At 71.7% G+C, this 20,063-nt stretch carries 15 protein-coding genes and 1 rRNA gene; 7 read left to right on the top strand and 9 right to left on the bottom strand.

From position 1 onward, the window contains the following. Nucleotides 1-56 precede the first annotated feature (56 nt). Complete coding sequence (secA, locus tag IE178_RS33860; protein WP_184766644.1) at nucleotides 57-2,897, bottom strand: preprotein translocase subunit SecA; 2,841 nt, start codon at nucleotides 2,895-2,897, stop codon at nucleotides 57-59. Between the two features lie 280 nt (nucleotides 2,898-3,177). Between secA and IE178_RS33855 the strand changes: the two genes are divergently transcribed. Next, nucleotides 3,178-3,747, top strand: a complete 570-nt coding sequence (locus IE178_RS33855; protein WP_184766643.1) for a GNAT family N-acetyltransferase — start codon at nucleotides 3,178-3,180, stop codon at nucleotides 3,745-3,747. 49 nt (nucleotides 3,748-3,796) lie between these two features. Beyond that, on the top strand, nucleotides 3,797-4,984 hold the full coding sequence (locus tag IE178_RS33850; RefSeq protein ID WP_184766642.1) for a winged helix-turn-helix domain-containing protein: 1,188 nt from the start codon (nucleotides 3,797-3,799) through the stop codon (nucleotides 4,982-4,984). 90 nt (nucleotides 4,985-5,074) lie between these two features. Here the strand turns inward: IE178_RS33850 and IE178_RS33845 are convergent, their stop codons facing one another. The 7 genes from IE178_RS33845 to mtnA all read right to left on the bottom strand — a co-directional run bounded on the left by IE178_RS33845 (nucleotide 5,075) and on the right by mtnA (nucleotide 14,144). After that, entirely contained in the window at nucleotides 5,075-5,821 is a 747-nt protein-coding gene (locus IE178_RS33845) for a response regulator (RefSeq protein WP_184766641.1), read from the bottom strand. A 203-nt stretch (nucleotides 5,822-6,024) separates the two neighbouring features. Then, complete coding sequence (gene hpf, locus IE178_RS33840; RefSeq protein ID WP_184766640.1) at nucleotides 6,025-6,717, bottom strand: ribosome hibernation-promoting factor, HPF/YfiA family; 693 nt, start codon at nucleotides 6,715-6,717, stop codon at nucleotides 6,025-6,027. A 313-nt stretch (nucleotides 6,718-7,030) separates the two neighbouring features. After that, a complete protein-coding gene (locus IE178_RS33835; RefSeq protein WP_193514920.1) occupies nucleotides 7,031-8,038 on the bottom strand; it encodes a ComF family protein in 1,008 nt (335 codons plus the stop codon). Between the two features lie 112 nt (nucleotides 8,039-8,150). Beyond that, nucleotides 8,151-9,989, bottom strand: coding sequence for an LpqB family beta-propeller domain-containing protein (locus IE178_RS33830; RefSeq protein WP_193514919.1), 1,839 nt, complete (start codon nucleotides 9,987-9,989; stop codon nucleotides 8,151-8,153). Next, nucleotides 9,979-12,300: an MtrAB system histidine kinase MtrB gene (gene mtrB, locus IE178_RS33825; protein WP_193514918.1), complete on the bottom strand. Its 2,322-nt coding sequence runs from the start codon at nucleotides 12,298-12,300 to the stop codon at nucleotides 9,979-9,981. Before mtrB ends, IE178_RS33830 begins: the two co-directional genes overlap by 11 nt. A 1-nt stretch (nucleotide 12,301) precedes the next feature. Then, nucleotides 12,302-12,991, bottom strand: coding sequence for a two-component system response regulator MtrA (gene mtrA, locus IE178_RS33820; protein WP_004987303.1), 690 nt, complete (start codon nucleotides 12,989-12,991; stop codon nucleotides 12,302-12,304). A gap of 4 nt (nucleotides 12,992-12,995) precedes the next feature. Continuing rightward, nucleotides 12,996-14,144 carry an S-methyl-5-thioribose-1-phosphate isomerase gene (gene mtnA, locus IE178_RS33815; protein ID WP_184766636.1) on the bottom strand — a complete coding sequence of 383 codons (1,149 nt, stop codon included), beginning with the start codon at nucleotides 14,142-14,144 and terminating at the stop codon, nucleotides 12,996-12,998. A gap of 140 nt (nucleotides 14,145-14,284) precedes the next feature. Between mtnA and IE178_RS33810 the strand changes: the two genes are divergently transcribed. The 5 genes from IE178_RS33810 to IE178_RS33790 are packed head-to-tail and all read left to right on the top strand — an operon-like array spanning nucleotide 14,285 to nucleotide 19,847. Then, a complete protein-coding gene (locus IE178_RS33810) occupies nucleotides 14,285-15,598 on the top strand; it encodes a DUF7847 domain-containing protein (RefSeq protein WP_184766635.1) in 1,314 nt (437 codons plus the stop codon). A gap of 4 nt (nucleotides 15,599-15,602) precedes the next feature. Next, nucleotides 15,603-16,355: a DUF4129 domain-containing protein gene (locus IE178_RS33805; protein ID WP_193514917.1), complete on the top strand. Its 753-nt coding sequence runs from the start codon at nucleotides 15,603-15,605 to the stop codon at nucleotides 16,353-16,355. Continuing rightward, on the top strand, nucleotides 16,352-17,548 hold the full coding sequence (locus tag IE178_RS33800) for a DUF4350 domain-containing protein (RefSeq protein WP_193514916.1): 1,197 nt from the start codon (nucleotides 16,352-16,354) through the stop codon (nucleotides 17,546-17,548). The genes IE178_RS33805 and IE178_RS33800 overlap by 4 nt, the downstream gene beginning before the upstream one ends. Further along, nucleotides 17,548-18,537: an AAA family ATPase gene (locus tag IE178_RS33795; protein WP_438874437.1), complete on the top strand. Its 990-nt coding sequence runs from the start codon at nucleotides 17,548-17,550 to the stop codon at nucleotides 18,535-18,537. The genes IE178_RS33800 and IE178_RS33795 overlap by 1 nt, the downstream gene beginning before the upstream one ends. Continuing rightward, entirely contained in the window at nucleotides 18,537-19,847 is a 1,311-nt protein-coding gene (locus tag IE178_RS33790; protein WP_193514914.1) for a DUF58 domain-containing protein, read from the top strand. The genes IE178_RS33795 and IE178_RS33790 overlap by 1 nt, the downstream gene beginning before the upstream one ends. A 123-nt stretch (nucleotides 19,848-19,970) precedes the next feature. Here IE178_RS33790 and rrf read toward each other — a convergent pair. Then, nucleotides 19,971-20,063 (bottom strand): 5S ribosomal RNA (gene rrf / locus IE178_RS33785); the annotation flags it as partial.

The raw sequence follows: 20,063 nt of genomic DNA, 5'->3' as shown, positions 1-20,063 counted from the left end.
CGGGCACCCTGGGGTGCCCGGCCCTCGGCCTGCTCACGCTCCTCGTGGAGCGACGCTCACTTCTTGCGGCGACGCCCGCCCCGCGCCTGCTTGCGGCGCTCCGCGCGGGTGAGGCCGTCGGCCTCGGAGCGCACCTCGTCGGTGGCGAAGTCGCCCTCGATGGTGCCGCCCTCGCCGTCCACCGTCGGCGCGGAGAAGTGCAGGTTGCGCCGCTGCGGGGCGTCGAGCCCCTTGGCCCGGATCTCCGGGCGGGGCCCCGCCTGCGCGGGCACCGCGTCCTGCTTCTCCAGGTCGGCCACCGGCTTGACGTCCTCGACCGGGACCTCCTCGACCTGCTGCTCGACCTGGACCTCCAGGTTGAACAGATAGCCGACGGACTCCTCCTTGATGCCGTCCATCATCGCGGTGAACATGTCGAAGCCCTCACGCTGGTACTCGACCAGCGGGTCCTTCTGCGCCATCGCGCGCAGGCCGATGCCCTCCTGGAGGTAGTCCATCTCGTAGAGGTGCTCGCGCCACTTGCGGTCCAGGACCGACAGCACGACCCGGCGCTCCAGCTCACGCATGATCTCGGAGCCGAGCTGCGTCTCACGGGCGTCGTACTGGGCGCGGATGTCGTCCTTGATGGACTCGGAGATGTACTCGGCCGTCAGCCCGGCCCGGTCGCCGGCCGCCTCCTCCAGCTCCTCGATGGTGACGCTCACCGGGTAGAGCTGCTTGAACGCGCCCCACAGCCGGTCCAGGTCCCAGTCCTCGGGGAAGCCCTCGGCGGTCTCCGCCTGGACGTAGGCGTCGATGGTGTCGTCCATGAAGTGGTGGATCTGCTCCTGCAGGTCCTCGCCCTCCAGGACGCGGCGCCGCTCGCCGTAGATGACCTCGCGCTGCCGGTTGAGGACCTCGTCGTACTTCAGGACGTTCTTACGCGTCTCGAAGTTCTGCGTCTCCACCTGCGACTGGGCGGAGGCGATCGCGCGCGTGACCATCTTGTTCTCGATCGGCACGTCGTCCGGGACGTTGGCCATGGACATCACGCGCTCGACCATCTGGGCCTTGAACAGGCGCATCAGGTCATCACCGAGCGAGAGGTAGAAACGGGACTCGCCGGGGTCGCCCTGACGGCCGGAACGACCGCGCAGCTGGTTGTCGATGCGCCGCGACTCGTGCCGCTCGGTACCGAGGACGTAGAGGCCGCCGATCTTCTCGACCTCGTCCTTCTCGGCCTTGACCGCCTGCTCGGCCCGCTTGAGCGCCTCGGGCAGGGCCTGCGCCCACTCCTCGATGTGCTCCTCGGGGTCGAGGCCCCGCTGGCGCAGCTCCGCCTCGGCGAGGTCCTCGGGGTTGCCGCCGAGCTTGATGTCCGTACCGCGGCCGGCCATGTTGGTGGCCACGGTGACACTGCCCTTGCGGCCGGCCTGGGCGACGATCTGCGCCTCCCGGTCGTGCTGCTTGGCGTTCAGCACCTCGTGCTGGATGCCTCGCTTGCTGAGCTGCTGCGACAGGTACTCGGACTTCTCGACGGAGGTCGTGCCGACGAGGATCGGCTGGCCCTTGCGGTGCTTCTCCTCGATGTCGTCGACGACCGCCTCGAACTTGGCGACCTCGGTGCGGTAGATCAGGTCCGACTGGTCCTTGCGGACCATCGGCCGGTTGGTCGGGATCGGCACCACGCCGAGCTTGTAGATCTGGTGGAACTCGGCGGCCTCGGTCATCGCCGTACCGGTCATGCCGGACAGGCCCGGCATCTCCTTGCCGTCGTGGTCGTGCCGCTTGTAGAGGCGGAAGAAGTTCTGCAGCGTGATCGTGGCGAGCGTCTGGTTCTCGTCCTTGATCGGCACCGCTTCCTTCGCCTCGATGGCCTGGTGCATGCCCTCGTTGTAGCGGCGGCCGGCGAGGATACGGCCGGTGTGCTCGTCCACGATCATGACTTCGTCGTCGATGATGACGTAGTCCTTGTCGCGCTTGAAGAGCTCCTTGGCCTTGATGGCGTTGTTCAGGTAACCCACGAGCGGGGTGTTCACCGACTCGTACAGGTTGTCGATGCCCAGCCAGTCCTCGACCTTGGCGACGCCGGACTCGTGGATGGCGACCGTGCGCTTCTTCTCGTCGACGTCGTAGTCGCCGGTCTCCTCGATGCCCTTGAGCGGGTTGCCGGCCTCGCCGCGCTTGAGGCGCTTGACCAGCTTGGCGAAGTCGCCGTACCACTTGGTGGCCTGGTCGGCCGGGCCGGAGATGATCAGCGGCGTACGGGCCTCGTCGATGAGGATGGAGTCGACCTCGTCGACGATGGCGAAGTTGTGGCCGCGCTGGACCAGCTCCTCCTTGGACCACGCCATGTTGTCGCGCAGGTAGTCGAAGCCGAACTCGTTGTTCGTGCCGTAGGTGATGTCGCAGGCGTACTGCTCGCGGCGCTGGGCCGGCGTCATGTTGGCGAGGATGCAGCCGACGTCCAGGCCGAGGAAGCGGTGGACGCGGCCCATCATCTCGGAGTCGCGCTCGGCCAGGTAGTCGTTGACCGTGATGATGTGGACGCCCTCACCGGACAGGGCGTTCAGGTACGCGGGCAGGGTGCCGACGAGGGTCTTGCCCTCACCGGTCTTCATCTCGGCCACGTAGCCCATGTGGAGAGCGGCGCCGCCCATCATCTGGACGTCGTAGTGCCGCTGGCCCAGGACGCGCTTGGCGGCCTCGCGGACGGTGGCGAACGCCTCGGGCAGCAGGTCGTCCAGGCTCTCACCGTCGGCATACCGCTGCTTGTACTCATCGGTGAGGGCCCGCAGCTCGGCGTCGGAGAGGCTTTCGAAGTCCTCTTCGATGGAGTTGACCTGGTCCGCGATGCGGTGCAGCTTGCGCAGGATTTTGCCTTCGCCTGCACGCATGATCTTCGAGAGGACGGACACGGGGGTTGGTCTCCTTGCCGGTCGGGCCTGGGACGGTCGGTTTCCATTTCACTGACTGAGCAACGGCCATCGTATGCGAGGACCCCGCCACGCCGGGAGGCCTGCCGTGGGGGTGACCGTCGGCTGCTTCCTATCCGTTTCACGGCTGCTTCAAAAGGACAACGTCCGGGGCCCTTGGATGGTGCCGTGTCACCCCGGCGAATTGTGCGAAGGGTGATCGTCGCCTCACTCACGGCGAAAGCGATGGCGCCGTTCACCGCCGCCCGAGCAGAATCGGCCGATGGAACCCGTCACGCTCACCACCGGCCGCCTCCTGCTGCGTACGGTCGGCCCGCAGGAGACCGACGCCGTGTACGCCGCCGCCCAGGACCCGGACATCCAGCGCTGGACCACGATCCCCTCCCCGTACCTGCCCGAGCACGCGCAGGGCTTCACGGAGCAGATGGTCCCCGACGGCTGGGCGACCGGTTCGATGTTCACCTTCGGCGTCTTCCTGCCCACCGGGGAACTCACGGGCATGCTCAGCATCACCATGCGCTCCCTCGGGACGGGCGAGATCGGTTTCTGGGGGGCGAAGGAGCACCGCGGCAACGGCTACATCACCGAGGCCGCCCTCGCGGCCTCCCGCTGGGCCTTCACCCGGATGTCGATCGACCGCGTGGAATGGCGCGCGGAGGTGGGCAACGCGGCCTCCCGCGCGGTGGCGGAACGCGCGGGCTTCACCATCGAGGGCGTCCTGCGCTCCTCGCTCAACAACAAGGGAGTGCTGCGGGACTGCTGGGTCGGCTCCCTGCTCCCGTCCGACCTGGGCCTTCCGTCCACGGCGCCCTACGTGCCCGGGCGGGAATGAGGGCCCGCCCCACCATCCTTGTCAGTGGCGCCCTCTATCGTGCGGACGTATGACGACCCTTCCGCGTCCGACCACGGAACTCTCGGCAGACGAGGCCCGCCGCATCGCCCTGCGGGCCCAGGGCTTCCTCGGTGCCCCCGACCGCCGCTCCGGCGTCCGGGGGGTCCTCCGCCATCTGGGCGCGGTGCAGCTCGACACCATCTCCGTCCTCGCCCGCTCGCACGAACTCATCCCCTACGCCCGCCTGGGCGCCGTCGGGCGCCGGACCGTCGAGGAGGCCTACTGGAAGAAGGGCTCCCAGCCGCCGCACGCGTTCGAGTACTGGTCGCACGCCGCGTGCATCCTCCCCGTCGAGGAGTGGCCGCACTTCGCCTTCCGCCGCCGCGCCTACCGCGACCGCCCGCACTGGCACCACGAGCTCCCCGACGGTGTCTACGAGCAGGTGATCAAGCAGCTCCGCGCGGAAGGTCCCCTGACGGCCACCGAGTTGGGCGGCGCCAAGCGCACCAGCGAGTGGTGGGACTGGTCCGGCACCAAGGTCGCCGTCGAGCGCGCCCTGATGTACGGCGAGGTGGTGTGCGTCGAGCGCCGCGGCTGGAAGCGGGTCTACGACCTCGCCGAGCGCGCGATCCCGCAAGCGCTGCTGCATGACGAACTGGACGACGCCGAGTGCCTGCGCCGTCTGGTCGGCCTGGCCGGCCAGTCCCTCGGCGTCGGGACGCGCGCGGACATCGCCGACTACCACCGCCTCAAGGCGGAGCAGGTCGACGCGGTGATCGCCGACTCGGGCCTGGTCCCGGTCACGGTGGAGGGCTGGTCCAAGCCGGCCTGGGCCGATCCGGCCGCCCTGGCGACCGCGCCGCGCGGCCGTCACCGTACGACCCTGCTGTCCCCGTTCGACTCTCTGATCTGGGAGCGGGCGCGCACGGAGCGGATCTTCGGCTTCACCCACCGCCTGGAGGCCTACGTCCCCAAGCCCAAGCGGGTGTACGGCTACTTCGCGATGCCCGTGCTCGCGGGCGGCCGGCTCGTCGGCCGGGTCGACCCGGCTCGCGAGGGCCGCACGCTGGTGGCCAAGCAGGTCACGCTGGACGGCCCCAAGGCGGTGCCCGCCGTGGCTCAGGCCCTGGTGGAGGCGGCGGGCTGGGTGGACTGCACCAACGTCCGCGTGGAGCGGGTCGACGCACCCGAGCTGCGCGAGGCCCTCACCCTGGAGCTCGCCCGGGCCCTCGTCTGACGGTCTGGGCCCTCGGCGCAGCCCTGGTTCGGAGCCCTCGCCCGTGCGTCCGTGCGGTCCGTCCGTGCCTCCGTCCGAGGCCGCGGGCCGTCACCGGATCTCGAGGATCTTCTCCCGCATCGCGTAGACCACCGCCTCCATCCTGGAGTGCAGCTGCAGCTTCTCCAGGATGTTGCGCACATGGTTCTTCACGGTGTTCTCGGAGATGAACAGCTCCTTGGCGATGTCGCGGTTGTTCTTCCCCGTGGCCACGAGCTTGAGGACTTCCAGCTCACGGTCCGTCAGCCGGGGCGCGGGGACGAGCCGGCGCTCGTCGGTCCGCTGGATCATCGACTTGAACTCGGTGAGCAGTTTCGACGCCATGGACGGGCTGATCTGCGACTGCCCGTCGGCCACCGCGCGAATGGCGGTGGCCACCTCGTCCGTGGAGATCTCCTTGAGGAGGTAGCCGGTCGCGCCCGCCTTGATGGCCTCGTAGAGATCGGCTTCCTCGTCGCTGATCGTCAGCATGATGATCTTCGCGCTCGGGGCGACCTCCTTGATGGAGGTGCACGCCTCGATCCCGCCCCGCTTGGGCATCCGCACGTCCATCAGGACGATGTCGGGCAGCAGGTCGGCCGCCTTCTCCACGGCCTCGGCGCCGTCCCCCGCCTCGCCGACGACCTGGATGTCCTCCTCGGCGGCGAGCACGATCTCCAGTCCGCGGCGGAACAGCGCGTGGTCGTCCACCACAAGGACTCTGATCGGCTCCTTGCGTGGAGTGTCCGCGTCCGGGCCCATGCCGGCGACGCCGTCGTCGGCACCCCCGTGATGCATCGGTCCGAAGCTGTCCGCCATCGTTCCTCCCCCTGAAGGCTGTGGCCTGTGGTCCTGAGCCATCGCCAACCCAAGGCAACGGCCCACCGGTTGGGCCGTTGCCGCCATGATTCCATGCCGCGACGACACCGGGTGCCGGTGTGCGCTCCCGGTGGGCGCACACCGGTGCCCCTGGGGGCGCACACGCGCACCAGGGGCACCGGCTCGGCTCTCGCCCGGCAGTGTCAGCCGCCGAGCGTTCCGCCCGCTTCGGGGGAGTTGGTCGCGGTGACCATCGTGTCGGTGCTGAGGTGGATCACGCCGTAGTCGTAGGCGTGCCGTCGGTAGACGACACTGGGTTCCTTGGTCTCGGAGTCGATGAACAGGTAGAAGTCGTGCCCGACCAGCTCCATCTCGTAGAGCGCCTGGTCGAGGGTCATGGGCGCCGCCACGTGGGTCTTCTCGCGGACGACCAGGGGGCCGTCACCCTGTACCTCCAGCGAGCCGATCCTCTTCGTCGGGACGGCCTCCCGCTCCTCCTCGGCGGAGGGCGCGCCGGTCCCGTTGAGTGTCGCCGCGCCCGGGACGTGGTCGGGGACCTCGGCGGCCGAGATCCTGCGCGAACCGCGTCGCGAGAAACGCTTGTCGTGCTGCTTGCGCAGCCGGGCGTCCAGCTTTTCCGCTGCCAGGTCGAGCGCCGCGTACGCATCGCTCGCCGCTGCCTCCGCCCGGATCACCGGACCGCGGGAGCGGAGCGTGATCTCCACTCGGTCACTGCGGTCGGCCTGTCGGGGGTTGGGCTCCTTGGACACCTCGACGTCGAGGCTGATCACCTTGCCATCGAGCTTCTGGATCTTCTCCAGGTTCAGCTTCTCGGCCACGTGCTTCCGGAACCGCTCGGGCACCTCGGTCTTGCGGCCCTTGACGACGATGTCCACGCAGAACTCCGTTCCCGGATCACTCCGTTTTCTATGCGGAGCGTCTCCCTTTTGCACCAGGCTCCGGTGAGGTCCGGAACCTCGGACTCGGTGACTTCCACCTCCTCCCCCATGAGCGAGATATCCACTCCACCGACGCGGGTGTTTTACCGGAACCCCGCAGCACGGCAATCGGACTCGGAGGGGTGTGGCCTGCGGCTTTCCCTCACAACCGAACATATCTCGCCGGGACGGATGGCGTCACCCTCTACCGCGTCATACCTCCATTCTGGTGAATTGGCCTCTCATTACCTGCAACGACGCACGTTCTCAATCAGTTCCGGAGTATTTCGAAGGCGTCCGGTGATGCCGCGACGACGGCCGCGCACATCACGTCGATGATCCCGTCGGCGTCGCCCGGGCCCGTCGCACCCGGCGTCCGGACGGAGCGCCGACCCGCACTCTGTTGAGCTGATCCGTTCCGCTGTTCCCCTCTCCCTTCCCCTGTCTCACCCAGGTACACGAACGCGGCCCCCGAAATACTCGATCCGGCGCCCGCGTCCGGCCCCCTCCCGGATGCGATGTCCGGTTCCGGTTCCGCTTCGCGTGCCGCGGCCCGCGACTCCGCCCGTACCGCACGCGCCGCCTCGGCCAGCGACGCCCCGGTCGTCATCACGTCGTCGACCAGCACGACCCGGCCGGTGGAGAGCAGCCGGCCGCAGCCCGGTACCACCGTCAGCGCCCCGGCGAGATTGGCCAGCCGCTGCCGGGAGTTGAGCCCCGCCTGATCGGCCACCATCCGTCGCTGCCGCAGCGCGGGAAGCACTCGGGCGGGTACCCCTGCCCGCCGCAACTCACCCGCCGCCGCATACGCGATCCGCCGAGCGGGATCATGCCCGCGCGCCCGCACCGCCCGCCGCGCGGACGGCACGGGGACGAGCAGCACCGAGCCGCGGGTGCCGTCCGGTCCCCCGACGCGGGCCCCGCACGACGTCCGCGCCGTACGCGCCACCGTCACCTCCCGCACCCCGCAGGCGCCCGCCGAAGCCGCTCCCAGACCCGCCCGCACCGCTCCCGCCAGGGCCTTCCCCAGCGGCCCGGAGAGGGCCAGGGCTCCCCGCTCCTTGTGGGCCAGCAGCGCGGCGCGCACCTCGTCCGCGTACGGGGCCGCCGCATGCACCGGGGGCAGACCGGCCGGCTCGGGCACCGGCCGGACCCGGCGCGGCGGAGCCCCGCTCAACGCCGTACGGCACGGTGCGCAGAGCACCGCACGAGGCCTGCCGCATCCGCCGCACTCGGCCGGAAGCACCAGGTCGGTGAGGTCCCGCCACCAGTCCCGCATGGGCCCACTGTGCCAACGCCCGCCGCACCCGGCCACCCCTGTGGACAACCGCGCGGACCGGGCCGGACGGATGCGCCCGCCACCGGACGCGGACCGGGCCGGGCCGGTTCGCTCACCCCGGGTAGACCGGCGCGGTTCCCTTCGTCACCTGCTGCCACTGCGCCCCCGAGGGCAGCCGTACGATCCCGTCCACGGAGTACGCCACCAGCGGTGCCCCTTCGTCCTCGGACGCGGTGACGGCCTTGACGCCGGTCAGGGCGGCGGGCGGCGGCACGTCCGGCGTAGAGCCGTCGACCTCGACGTACTTCATCTGCTCCACGCCTCCGTGCTCGCGGCCGACCACCACGAGCCGGCTCTCCCCGGCCCAGGACATGGCCGTGACCTGCTCCAGCTCGGGCGTCGCGGAGCGCAGTTGCAGCACGGTGACCGTCGGGCGCTCCTCCGTCCTGCCGTCCGGCTCGCTCCGTTCGATCCGCCCGATCAGCAGGGAACGCCGGTCGCCCTTCTCCACGACGAGCGCGATCCGCACCCCGTCGGCGGCCACCCGTACGGCCCGCACCCGGCCGTCCAGCCCCGGCGTCCGCACCTCCAGCGGCTCCTCGGCGCCCTTCTCCAGCAGGTACAGCCGCGGGTCGGCGGGGTCACGGTCGGCCACCCACAGTCCGCCCCGGGCGTCCCAGCTGGGCGTGGTCAGCCGGTCCTCCTCCGTCTTGCCCCGGCTGCGCAGCACGGGCTCGACGAGGGAACTGTCCGACGCCAGCGGGGCGACGAACAGCGACCTGCCGTCGATACCGACCCCGGCCGCGGTGCGCTCGTCCCGTGCGACCGCGACCGAGCGCAGCGCCTGCTCCCCCTCGCCCAGCGCCCCGGGCACCGGGTCCGGCTCCGTGTCGCTGCTGCCCGCGGCGATCCGCACCAGGCGGTGCTCGTCGTCGACGAAGTACAGGTAGTCGGGCTGCTGCAGCGCGCCCCTGGTGGCCACGGTCTCCGCGCCCTCCCGGGTGAGCGAACACAGCTGTCCGCCATCGGCCCGCAGCTCGACCTCCTCCACCGCGGGACCGAGATTGCGCAGCGTGAACAGCAGTTGGGCCGCCATCTCCTCGCACCGGCCCACACCGACCTCGGCCGCCCTGTCGTTGAGCGGCACGGTCAGCCTGCCCCGGTCGTCCGGCGCCAGCGGACCGGCGTCCTTGCGCAGCGCCGTCCCCGTGGGGAAGCTCGACCTGACGACAGGGTCCAGCCAGGTGGTGGGCCCGCCGATGAGGGAGCGCACCATCTGGGTCGTCGGGTCGACGTGACTGCGCACGAAGACGGGATCGGCGACCGCCACCGGCGGCGTTCCGGAGGCGGTGCCCGCGTTGTTCGAGGCGAAGTAGTACTTGTTGACGGACATGTAGTTGCGCTGGAAGTCCGACTTGCCCATGACGACGCCCTGCGGCACCGCGTCGATGCGCCACTGGCCGTTCTCGGCGTCCCTCGTGAGGTGCACGAGCTTGTTGTAGGACCCGGAGGCGGGCGCGTACGACTGCTGCGCGTCCACGGTGGCGACCTTGGTCCCGGTCAGCGTGTAGGAGAGGGAGCCGGTGTCCTGCCGGTCCGGACGGTCGGCCTGGGCGCCCGGACCGTCCGACAGCACGGTGGTGGACAGCTCCGGCCGCCAGGTCTTCGCCGCCTCGCGGGTCAGATACTGGCGTGCGGTCTTGTAGTCCGGGTCGTCGCTGGTCAGCGCCTCCAGGAAGCCCTGCACGATCTGCGTGGGGGTGGCGTCCTCACTCGGCGGCATGGCGAACACCCGTACCTGTGTGTCCTGCCGCGGCGTGGACTCGACGCCCCGCAGATCCCCGCTGTCGGGCATCGAGGCGCACCCGGCCAGCAGGACGACCCCACCGGCGGCGAACGCCACCGCCCGCACCGATGCCCCCCGGCCGTGCCCACCGCGCTCACCGCCCACGCGAAGCCTCCCCGTCCCTTGCCGCGCCTCGCGCCGCACTCTCGCCACGTTCGCCGCCGAGCCCTCCGTCGGCGCCGACCGGGGCCCCGGGTCGCGGCTCCGGCTCCCCGGCCCCGCCACGGACACCCTCCGATGGCCGTTCCGCGATCCCCTCGGACCGGCCGCCGTCCGGCCGTCCCGCGGGGCCACCGCGCTCTGCCTGCGGCCCACCGGCGGCCACGCCCGCGTCGGCTCCGTCACGACCGGCACCAAAGAGCCCGTCGCTCTCGGGACCCGCGCCCCGCACCTGCGCGTCACCGCCCCCGGCGGACGACGAACCGTCCTCTGCCCTCGCCCCGGGCGTCACGCCCGTACTCCCGGGCCGGGACACCACGCGCGCCCCGTTGCCCGGCAGAGCCGTCGGGTCGGCCGTGGGGGCCACGGCCGACGGCCTCAGCGCGAACGGGTCCCGGGCCGCCCGCGCGGGCCCGTCGGCGCCCGGCTCCTGCGCCGTGGCACGCTTCTCGCCGTCCCCGTCACCGCGCGGCGGACCGGCATCGTCCAGCCCGCGGTTGCGCCGCGAGTCCTTGGGCTCCAGGGGTATGGGAGACCCCCTCAGCGGCTCGTCCGCGGTCCTGGGCAGCGTCAGCCGGAACTGGGAGCCGCCGCCCGGCTCGCCCCACGCCTGGAGCCAGCCGCCGTGCAGCCGCGCGTCCTCCAGGGCGATGGACAGACCCAGCCCGGTACCGCCGGTGGTACGCGCGCGGGCCGGGTCGGCCCGCCAGAAGCGGCTGAACACCCGGGTCGCCTCGCCGGGCTTGAGCCCGACCCCGTAGTCGCGCACCGCCACCGCCACCGCCCCGCCGGCCGCGGCCAGCTTCACGACGACGTTCTTGCCCTCACCGTGTTCCACCGCGTTGACGACGAGGTTGCGCAGCACGCGCTCCACGCGCCGCGCGTCGGCCTCGGCGACGACGGGCTGCTGATCACCGACGATCTTGATCAGCGTGCCCTTGCGCTCGGCGAGCGGCTCGGCGCCGCTCACCACACGCCGTACGACCTCCCGCAGGTCTATCGCGTCCGCCTCCAGCGCCGCCGCGCCCGCGTCGAAACGGCTGATCTCCAGCAGGTCCGCGAGCAGCGACTCGAACCGGTCCAGCTGGTCGGCGAGCAGCTCGGCCGACCGCGCGGTGACCGGGTCGAAGTCCTCGCGCGCCTCATGGATGACGTCCGCGGCCATCCGCACGGTCGTCAGCGGCGTCCGCAGCTCGTGCGACACGTCGGACACGAACCGGCGCTGCATCCGCGACAGGTCCTCCAGCTGGTTGATCTTCGACTGCAGGTTCTGCGCCATCTTGTTGAAGGCCTCGCCCAGCCGCGCGATGTCGTCCTCGCCGGTGACCTTCATCCGTTCCTGCAGCCGCCCGGCGGACAGCCGCTCGGCGATCCCGGCCGCCATCCGCACCGGCGTGACGACCTGGCGCACCACCAGCCAGGCGATCGCCCCGAGGAGTACGACGACGAACAGCCCGGCGGTCGCCAGGGTGCCCTTGACCAGGCTCAGCGACTTCTCCTCCTGGGTGAGCGGGAAGAGGTAGTACAGCTGGTACGGGTCGCTGTTGGGGTCGTTGACCTGCTTGCCGATGACCAGGCCGGGCTGGGAGTCCTTCTTGGTGTCGTAGACGATGCGCGTGTAGCTCTGCGCCGCCGATGTGCTGGTGTCGATCTGCTCCCGCAGCGCCGCGGGCACACTGGCCGTCGGGTTGACCTCACCGGAGGCACGCGGTCCGCGCCCGCTGCCGCTCTCGTCGCTCGCGGGCAGGGTGACCACGTCGAAGGCTCCCTGGCCACCGCTGGAGAGCGATTCCACGAGGTCGCTCATCCACTGGATGACGCTCTGCGAGGGGCTGCCGTCCACCGCGGTGCCCTGGCCGTCCGTGACGCTCACGGCCTCCTCGGCCTGCTGTTTGGCCACCGCGAACCCGCCGGTGGCCTGACTCTGCGAGGCCTTCACCTTGGCGTCCAGCAGACCGTTGCGCACCTGCCCGATGACGACGAAGCCCAGCAGCAGGACCACGCCGAGCGACATCAGCAGCGTCGTGACGACGACCTTGAGCTGGATGTTGCGCCGCCACAGCCGCATGACGGGCAGCAGCGGCCGGCGCACCCAGCGCACGAACAGCCGGATCACCGGGCTGCCCTGGACTCCGCCCTGGAGCAGCCCGCCCTCGAGCAGGCGGCCCCAGCGGGAGCCCGCCGTCTTCCGGCCGACAGGCCGCCCCGGACGGCCCCCGGACCGGCCGGGCGCCGAAGCGGCACTGTCACCGGACATGTCAGCTCGGTCCTGCCTTGTACCCGACACCACGGACGGTCACCACGATCTCCGGCTTCTCCGGGTCCTTCTCGACCTTGGAACGCAGCCGCTGCACATGCACGTTCACCAGCCGGGTGTCCGCCGCGTGACGGTAGCCCCAGACCTGCTCCAGGAGCACCTCACGCGTGAACACCTGCCACGGCTTGCGGGCGAGCGCGACCAGCAGGTCGAACTCCAGCGGCGTCAGCGCGATGGACTGCCCGTCCCGCTTCACGGAGTGCCCGGCCACGTCGATCACCAGGTCACCGATGGCGAGCTGCTCCGGCGCCGGCTCCTCCGACCTGCGCAGCCGCGCCCTGATACGGGCCACCAGCTCCTTCGGCTTGAACGGCTTCACGATGTAGTCGTCGGCCCCGGACTCCAGGCCCACCACGACATCGACGGTGTCGCTCTTCGCCGTGAGCATCACGATCGGCACCCCGGACTCCGCCCTGATCAGGCGGCACACCTCGATGCCGTCCCGGCCGGGCAGCATCAGGTCCAGCAGCACCAGGTCGGGTTTGGTCTCCCGGAAAGCGGCCAGCGCCTTGTCGCCGTCGGCTACGAAAGACGGCTCAAAACCTTCACCGCGCAACACGATGCCGAGCATCTCGGCCAGTGCGCTGTCGTCGTCGACGACAAGGACTCGTCCCTTCATAAACGACATCATCCCATTAGCTAATCGTTACCTGGCGTGACCTGGCACACAACGCGGCCAGAGCATCGGTTGTCACGGGGGAAACGGCCCCCTCTTCGGTGACGATCGCCGTCACCAGCTCCGGCGGTGTCACGTCGAACGCCGGGTTGTACGCCTGGGTCCCCAGGGGTGCCACCGGAATGCCGCCTCCTGCTTCCGTTCCGACCGTCGGCACCTGCGGTGCTGTGATCTCGGTCACCTCATGGCCGGGGCGCTGTTCGACCTCGATCGACGCCCCGTCCGGCGTCCGGGGATCCACTGTCGTCACCGGTGCCACCACGATGAACGGCACATGGTGGTACCGCGCGAGCACCGCGAGCGGATAGCTCCCCACCTTGTTCGCCACCGAACCGTCGGCCGCGATGCGGTCCGCCCCGATGAGCACCGCGTCCACCTCGCCCGCCGCGAACAGCGATCCCGCCGCGTTGTCGGTGAGCAGGGTGTACGCCATGCCGCTGCGGGCCGCCTCGTACGCCGTCAGGCGAGCACCTTGCAGCAACGGACGCGTTTCGTCCACCCACAGGCGCCTGAGCCGCCCCACCCGGTGCGCCGCCAGCGCCACCGCGAACGCCGTCCCCTCCCCGCCCGACACCAGCGAACCGGTGTTGCAGTGCGTGAGGATCCGGTGCCCGCCACCGGGCAGCAGCTCGTCCAGCAGCGCCAGCCCGTGCTCGGCCATCCGGGCACTGGCCTCGGCGTCCTCCCGGTGCAGCTGCCGCGCCGCGGCCAGCGCCGCCCCGGCGGCCTGCCGGGGGTCCCCGCCACGGGCGAGCACGGCCTGGTGGGCGGAGTGCGCCCGGCGCACCCCGACGGAGAGGTTCACCGCGGTGGGCCGGGCGCTCTCCAGCGCCGCCGCCGCGTCGTCCACGTCGAAGCCCCGCACGGCGGCGAGCGCGACGCCGTAGGCCCCCGCGATGCCCAGCAGGGGGGCACCCCGCACGGCGAGCGAGCGGATCGCCTCCACCAGCGCGGGCGCGTCCGTACAGACGAGTTCGACCTCCTCGGCCGGCAGCCTCGTCTGGTCGAGCAGAACCAGGACGGGACCTTCGGGTGGCTCTTCCCAGCGCAGTGCCGGGATCTCGGTCGGCCGCTTGTTGTCGCCGCTGTTCGCGTACTGATCAGCCATGTGGCCAGTCTGCCCCCTGTCGCGCGGACAATTGAAGGTACGCGGCCCCCACCTCGGCCGGTCCGTGGATGACCACCCCATGGCACGATGGCTGCCAAGGTGCCGCCGCGACCGCGGACGGGCACCGTGAAGGAGCGACGATGAACGACACTCCGGGCTGGGCCTCGCCCGGATCCGCCCCGTCCGAAGGGCAGGAGCCCGGCGCGTCCGGACCTGCCGAGCCCGCCGGCCGCCCGAACCCCGAACAACCCGCCGAGCAGCCGGAGCGGGCCCCGCAGGAGCCGGGCGTGAAGTGGTCGAAGGAACAGCCACAGGCCGGCCAGTGGTCCGCGCCCACCGTCCGGCCCGGCCCCACGGACCCGGCCCCACCACCCGGCCAGGGCTGGGGCGCCCCGCCGCCCGGCGGTCACGGAGGCCCGGGCGGCTCCGGCGGGCGCGGTGCCTGGGGCGGCGGCTGGGGAGGGCCCCCGCCCGCGGCCAAGCCCGGTGTGATCCCGCTCCGCCCACTCGGCGTCGGGGAGATCCTCGACGGCGCAGTCTCCACCATGCGCACCCACTGGCGTACGGTCCTCGGCATCTCGCTGGCCGTCGCCGTCCTCACCGAGATCGTCGTCGTCCTGCTCCAGGGCCTCGTCCTGGACAACTCCAGCACCGAGGCGCTCAACGACCCCAGCGCCACCCTCGGCGAGCTGACCGACGCCATGGGGGACGCCCTGCTCAACTCCGGGGTGGTCTTCCTGATCACCCTGGTCGGCACCGTGGCCGCCACCGCCCTGCTCACGACCGTCACCAGCCGCGCGGTCCTCGGCAAGTCGGTCACCATCGGCGAGGCCTGGCGCGACGCCCGCCCCCAGATCGTGAAGCTGTTCGGCCTGATCTGCCTGCTGCTGCTCATCACCGCCGGCATCGTCACCGTGGGCGCGCTGCCCGGCTTCCTCGTGACCCTCGCGGCGGGCAGTGAGGTGGGCGTCGGGCTCACCGTCCTGGGCCTGGTCGGCGCCGGTGTTCTCGCGCTGTGGCTGATGATCCGCTTCTCGCTGGCCTCGCCCACGCTGATGCTGGAGAAGCAGGGCATCGTGAAGGCGATGAGCCGCTCCGCCAAGCTGGTGCGCGGCTCCTGGTGGCGGGTCTTCGGCATCCAGTTGCTCGCCACGATCATCGCCAACGTCGTCGCGTCGATCATCGTCATCCCGTTCACCTTCCTCGCCGCGACCCTCAGCGGCGACGGCGTCTCCGGCTTCCTCAACACCGCCGGCGGCGACATCGGCTGGACGTTCCTCATCGTCAGCGGCATCGGCTCGGTCATCGGCGCCATGATCACGTTCCCCATCACGGCCGGCGTCACCGTGCTCCTCTACATCGACCAGCGCATCCGCCGCGAGGCCCTCGACCTCGAACTGGCCCGCGCCGCAGGTATCCAGGACCACGGCACCGGCGCCACCCCGGGGAGCTGATGCGGTGACCGCCACGGGGGGAGTTCTCACATCCGTACCGGCCCTGCCCACGGGCGCGGACACGGCCGTACGCCTGCTGCTGCGCGGCGACGACGAGCCGCCCGTCACCGTCCCGCGTGATCCCGCGCGGGAGGCGGCCCGGCGCGAGCTGGCGAAGCGCATGTACCACGAGAACGACCCCAGCTGGTTCCAGCGGGCCCTCGACGCCTTCTGGGAGTGGGTCGGCAAGCTGTTCGACGCCGCCTCCACCGCGTCACCCGGGGGCACGCTCGGCCTGGTCGTCATCATCGCGGCCGTGATCGCCGTCCTGGGCGCCCTGTGGTGGCGGCTGGGCACCCCCCGCCGCCGGCCGACCTCGGCACCCGCCCTGTTCGACGACCGCCCCCGCAGCGCCGCCGAACACCGCGCGGCCGCCGAGGCGCACGCCGCCCAGGGCCACTGGAACCAGGCAGTCCAGGAACGCATGCGCGCCATCGTCCGCGCCCTGGAGGAACGCGCCCTGCTCGACATCCGTCCCGGCCGCACCGCCGACGAGGCCGCCGCGGAGGCCGGCCGCGCCCTGCCCGCCCACACCGGCCCGCTGCGCACCGCGGCCCGCGCCTTCGACGACGTGACATACGGCGGCCGGGCCGCGACGGAACAGTCGTACCGGCAGATCGCCGGACTCGACCGGGACCTCGAGCGCGCCACACCACAGCTCGCGAGCAGCGGCACCCGGAGCGCGGACGCCACCACCCGCCAGGGAGCCGCCGGATGACGACCGAGGTCACGCTTCCGTCCACCTCGGCCTCGCCCACCACCCGCCAGGTGTGGACCCGCACGCGAGGCGTCGCCCTCGCGCTGGTGCTGCTGCTCGCGGCGGCCGTCGCGATCGCCGTGGTCCGCTCCGACGCCCGGCACGGCGAACTCGACCCGCGCTCCGCCGACCCCTACGGCAGCCGTGCCGTCGCCGAGCTCCTGGCCGGCCGCGGCGTGGACACACGCGTGGTCACCACCCTCGACGAGGCCGCCGCCGCGGCCGCCCCCGACACCACACTCCTGGTCGCCGTTCCCGATCTGCTGACCCCCGGTCAGCAGACGCGGCTGCACTCCGCCTTCATCGGCTCCCGCGGCCGCACCGTCCTGGTCTCCTCCGGCAGCGCGTCCGTGGAACGGCTCGCCCCCGGCGTCACCGCCGATCCGGCCACCAGCCTCGACTCCACCCTCTCCCCCGACTGCGACCTGCCCGCCGCCCGCCGCGCCGGCACCGCCGACACCGGCGGCATCCGCTACACCCTTACCCATCTCACCGCCGACGAGTGCTACCCCAGCGAGCGCCTGGCCACCCTGCTGCGCATCCCGGCACCCTCCGGCGACGGCGACACCGTCCTCCTCGGCGCGCCCGACATCCTCCTCAACGACCGCCTCGACGAGCACGGCAACGCCTCGCTCGCCCTTCAGCTCCTCGGCTCCCGCCCGCATCTGGTCTGGTACCTCCCCTCGCTCGCCGACTCCTCCACCGCCTCCGGAGAGGGCGAGCGCGGCTTCATCGACCTGCTCCCCTCCGGCTGGCTGTGGGGCACCCTGCAACTCTTCGTCGCCGCGGCCCTGGCCGCTCTGTGGCGGGCACGCCGACTCGGCCCTCTGGTGCCCGAGAAACTCCCCGTCGCGATCCGCGCCTCCGAAACCGTCGAAGGCCGCGCCCGCCTCTACCGCAAGGCCAACGCCCGCGACCGCGCGGCCGCCGCTCTTCGCTCCACGACCCGCACCCGCCTCGCCCCCCTCGTCGGCGTCCCCACCCCTCAGGCACACGCGCCCGAGGCCCTGCTCCCCGCGCTGTCCGCCCACCTCAACGGCGACGGACAAACCCTGCACACCCTCCTCTTCGGCCCGCCGCCCGGCGACGACGCGGCACTCATCCAGCTCGCCGACCAACTCGACGCCCTCGAAAGAGAGGTACGCCGTCCATGATGGACCCGACCACTGACAACGCCGCGCACCCCGGGGACCCGGCCGCCGCCCGGGCCTCCCTGGAGGCCCTGCGCGCCGAGATCGCCAAGGCCGTGGTCGGCCAGGACCCCGCCGTGACCGGCCTCGTCGTCGCCCTGCTCTGCCGCGGCCACGTCCTCCTCGAAGGCGTCCCCGGCGTCGCCAAGACCCTCCTCGTCCGCGCCCTCGCCGCCGCTCTGGAACTCGACACCAAGCGCGTCCAGTTCACTCCCGACCTCATGCCGAGCGACGTCACCGGCTCCCTCGTCTACGACGCCCGCACCGCCGAGTTCTCCTTCCAGCCCGGCCCCGTCTTCACCAACCTCCTCCTCGCGGACGAGATCAACCGCACTCCCCCGAAGACCCAGTCCTCCCTGCTGGAGGCCATGGAGGAACGCCAGGTCACGGTGGACGGCACCCCCCGCCCCCTCCCCGACCCCTTCCTGGTCGCCGCGACCCAGAACCCGGTCGAGTACGAGGGCACCTACCCGCTCCCCGAAGCCCAGCTGGACCGCTTCCTCCTCAAGCTGACCATCCCCCTCCCTTCCCGCCAGGACGAGATCGACGTCCTCACCCGCCACGCGGACGGCTTCAACCCCCGCGACCTGCGCGCCGCCGGCGTACGCCCCGTCGCGAACGCCGCCGACCTGGAAGCAGCACGCCGCGCGGTCGCCGAAACAACGATCTCCCCCGAGATCACCGCCTACGTCGTGGACATCTGCCGCGCCACCCGTGAGTCGCCTTCACTCACCCTCGGTGTCTCTCCCCGGGGCGCCACCGCACTGATGGCCACCGCCCGCGCGTGGGCCTGGCTGACGGGCCGCGACTACGTCATCCCCGACGACGTGAAGGCCCTCGCCCTCCCGACCCTCCGCCACCGTGTCCAACTGCGCCCGGAGGCCGAGATGGAAGGCGTCACGACCGACTCGGTCATCAACGCGATCCTCGCCCACGTCCCCGTCCCCCGCTGATGGCCCCCACCGGACGCGCCGCCCTGCTCGCGGCCCTCGGCGCCCTTCCCGTCGGCATCTGGGAACCCGGCTGGACGGGCTTGCTCGCCGTCAACGCCCCCCTCGCGGTGGCCTGCGCCTGCGACTTCGCCCTGGCCGCCCCCGTACGCCACCTCGGCCTGACCCGCTCCGGCGACACGTCCGTACGCCTGGGCGACACGGCCGACGTCACCTTGACGATCACCAATCCGTCCCGCCGCCCGCTGCGCGCCCGCATCCGCGACGCCTGGCCTCCCAGCAGCTGGCGACCGGGTACGGAGGTGGCGGCCTCCCGCCACCTCCTGGTGATCCCCCCGGGCGAACGCCGGCGCGCCACCACCCGCCTGCGCCCCACCCGTCGCGGCGACCGCCAGGCCGACCGCGTCACCATCCGCTCCTACGGCCCCCTCGGCCTCTTCGCCCGCCAGGGCACCCACAAGGTCCCCTGGACCGTACGTGTCCTGCCGCCCTTCACCAGTCGCAGGCATCTGCCGTCCAAACTGGCCCGCCTGCGCGAACTGGACGGCCGTACCAGCGTGCTGACCCGGGGCGAGGGAACCGAGTTCGACAGTCTGCGCGCATACGTCCCCGGCGATGACACCCGCTCCATCGACTGGCGGGCCACAGCGCGGCAATCCGCCGTAGCGGTACGCACCTGGCGTCCCGAACGCGACCGTCACATCCTGCTGGTCCTCGACACCGGCCGCACCTCGGCGGGCCGCGTCGGCGACGCTCCCCGCCTCGACGCCTCCATGGACGCGGCCTTGCTCCTCGCAGCCCTCGCGTCCCGCGCCGGCGACCGCGTCGACCTGCTGGCTTACGACCGCCGCCTGCGCGCCCTCGTCCAGGGCCGCACGGCGGGCGATGTCCTCCCGTCCCTCGTCAACGCCATGGCCACGCTCGAACCCGAGCTCGTCGAAACGGACGCCCGGGGCCTGGCGGCCACGGCACTGCGTACGACGCCCCGCCGGTCCCTGATCGTGCTGCTCACCACGCTCGACGCAGCGCCCATCGAGGAGGGTCTGCTTCCTGTCCTGGCCCAGCTGACCCAGCGCCACACGGTGCTCCTGGCCTCGGTGGCCGACCCGCACATCGCCGGGATGGCCAAGGCACGTGGGAACGCCGACGCGGTGTATGAGGCAGCGGCGGCAGCGCAGGCACACGCGGAGCGCGACCGCACCGCGGAACAGCTTCGCCGCCACGGCGTCACCGTGGTGGACGCGACTCCGGAGGAACTGCCCCCGGCACTCGCGGACGCGTATCTCGCCTTGAAGGCAGCGGGACGCCTGTAGGCATCCGTACACACATGCACGGGAACCCTTCCGGTCCGCGGTGTGCCGACGCGGGGGTCCCACCTGCTCCGCAAACGCAGAAAGCCCCCGTGCCGAATGGCACGGGGGCTTTCTATGAAAATTGTTCGGCGGCGTCCTACTCTCCCACAGGGTCCCCCCTGCAGTACCATCGGCGCTGTAAGGCTTAGCTTCCGGGTTCGAAATGTAACCGGGCGT

The sequence above is a fragment of the Streptomyces griseoloalbus genome, assembly GCA_014650015.1.
In the GTDB taxonomy this organism is placed as follows: domain Bacteria; phylum Actinomycetota; class Actinomycetes; order Streptomycetales; family Streptomycetaceae; genus Streptomyces; species Streptomyces griseoloalbus.
Note: the sequence above shows the minus strand (reverse complement) of the source record. Positions and strands in the feature narration are given on the sequence as shown.

Bases quoted from the DNA above. Each gene is read 5' to 3' on its own strand.
- IE178_RS33855 (WP_184766643.1), top strand. From the start codon at position 3,178: ATGGAACCCGTCACGCTCACCACCGGCCGCCTCCTGCTGCGTACGGTC.
- IE178_RS33850 (WP_184766642.1), top strand. From the start codon at position 3,797: ATGACGACCCTTCCGCGTCCGACCACGGAACTCTCGGCAGACGAGGCC.
- IE178_RS33845 (WP_184766641.1), bottom strand. From the start codon at position 5,821: ATGGCGGACAGCTTCGGACCGATGCATCACGGGGGTGCCGACGACGGC.
- IE178_RS33835 (WP_193514920.1), bottom strand. From the start codon at position 8,038: ATGCGGGACTGGTGGCGGGACCTCACCGACCTGGTGCTTCCGGCCGAG.
- mtrB (WP_193514918.1), bottom strand. From the start codon at position 12,300: ATGTCCGGTGACAGTGCCGCTTCGGCGCCCGGCCGGTCCGGGGGCCGT.
- mtrA (WP_004987303.1), bottom strand. From the start codon at position 12,991: ATGATGTCGTTTATGAAGGGACGAGTCCTTGTCGTCGACGACGACAGC.
- mtnA (WP_184766636.1), bottom strand. From the start codon at position 14,144: ATGGCTGATCAGTACGCGAACAGCGGCGACAACAAGCGGCCGACCGAG.
- IE178_RS33810 (WP_184766635.1), top strand. From the start codon at position 14,285: ATGAACGACACTCCGGGCTGGGCCTCGCCCGGATCCGCCCCGTCCGAA.
- IE178_RS33800 (WP_193514916.1), top strand. From the start codon at position 16,352: ATGACGACCGAGGTCACGCTTCCGTCCACCTCGGCCTCGCCCACCACC.
- IE178_RS33795 (WP_438874437.1), top strand. From the start codon at position 17,548: ATGGACCCGACCACTGACAACGCCGCGCACCCCGGGGACCCGGCCGCC.
- IE178_RS33790 (WP_193514914.1), top strand. From the start codon at position 18,537: ATGGCCCCCACCGGACGCGCCGCCCTGCTCGCGGCCCTCGGCGCCCTT.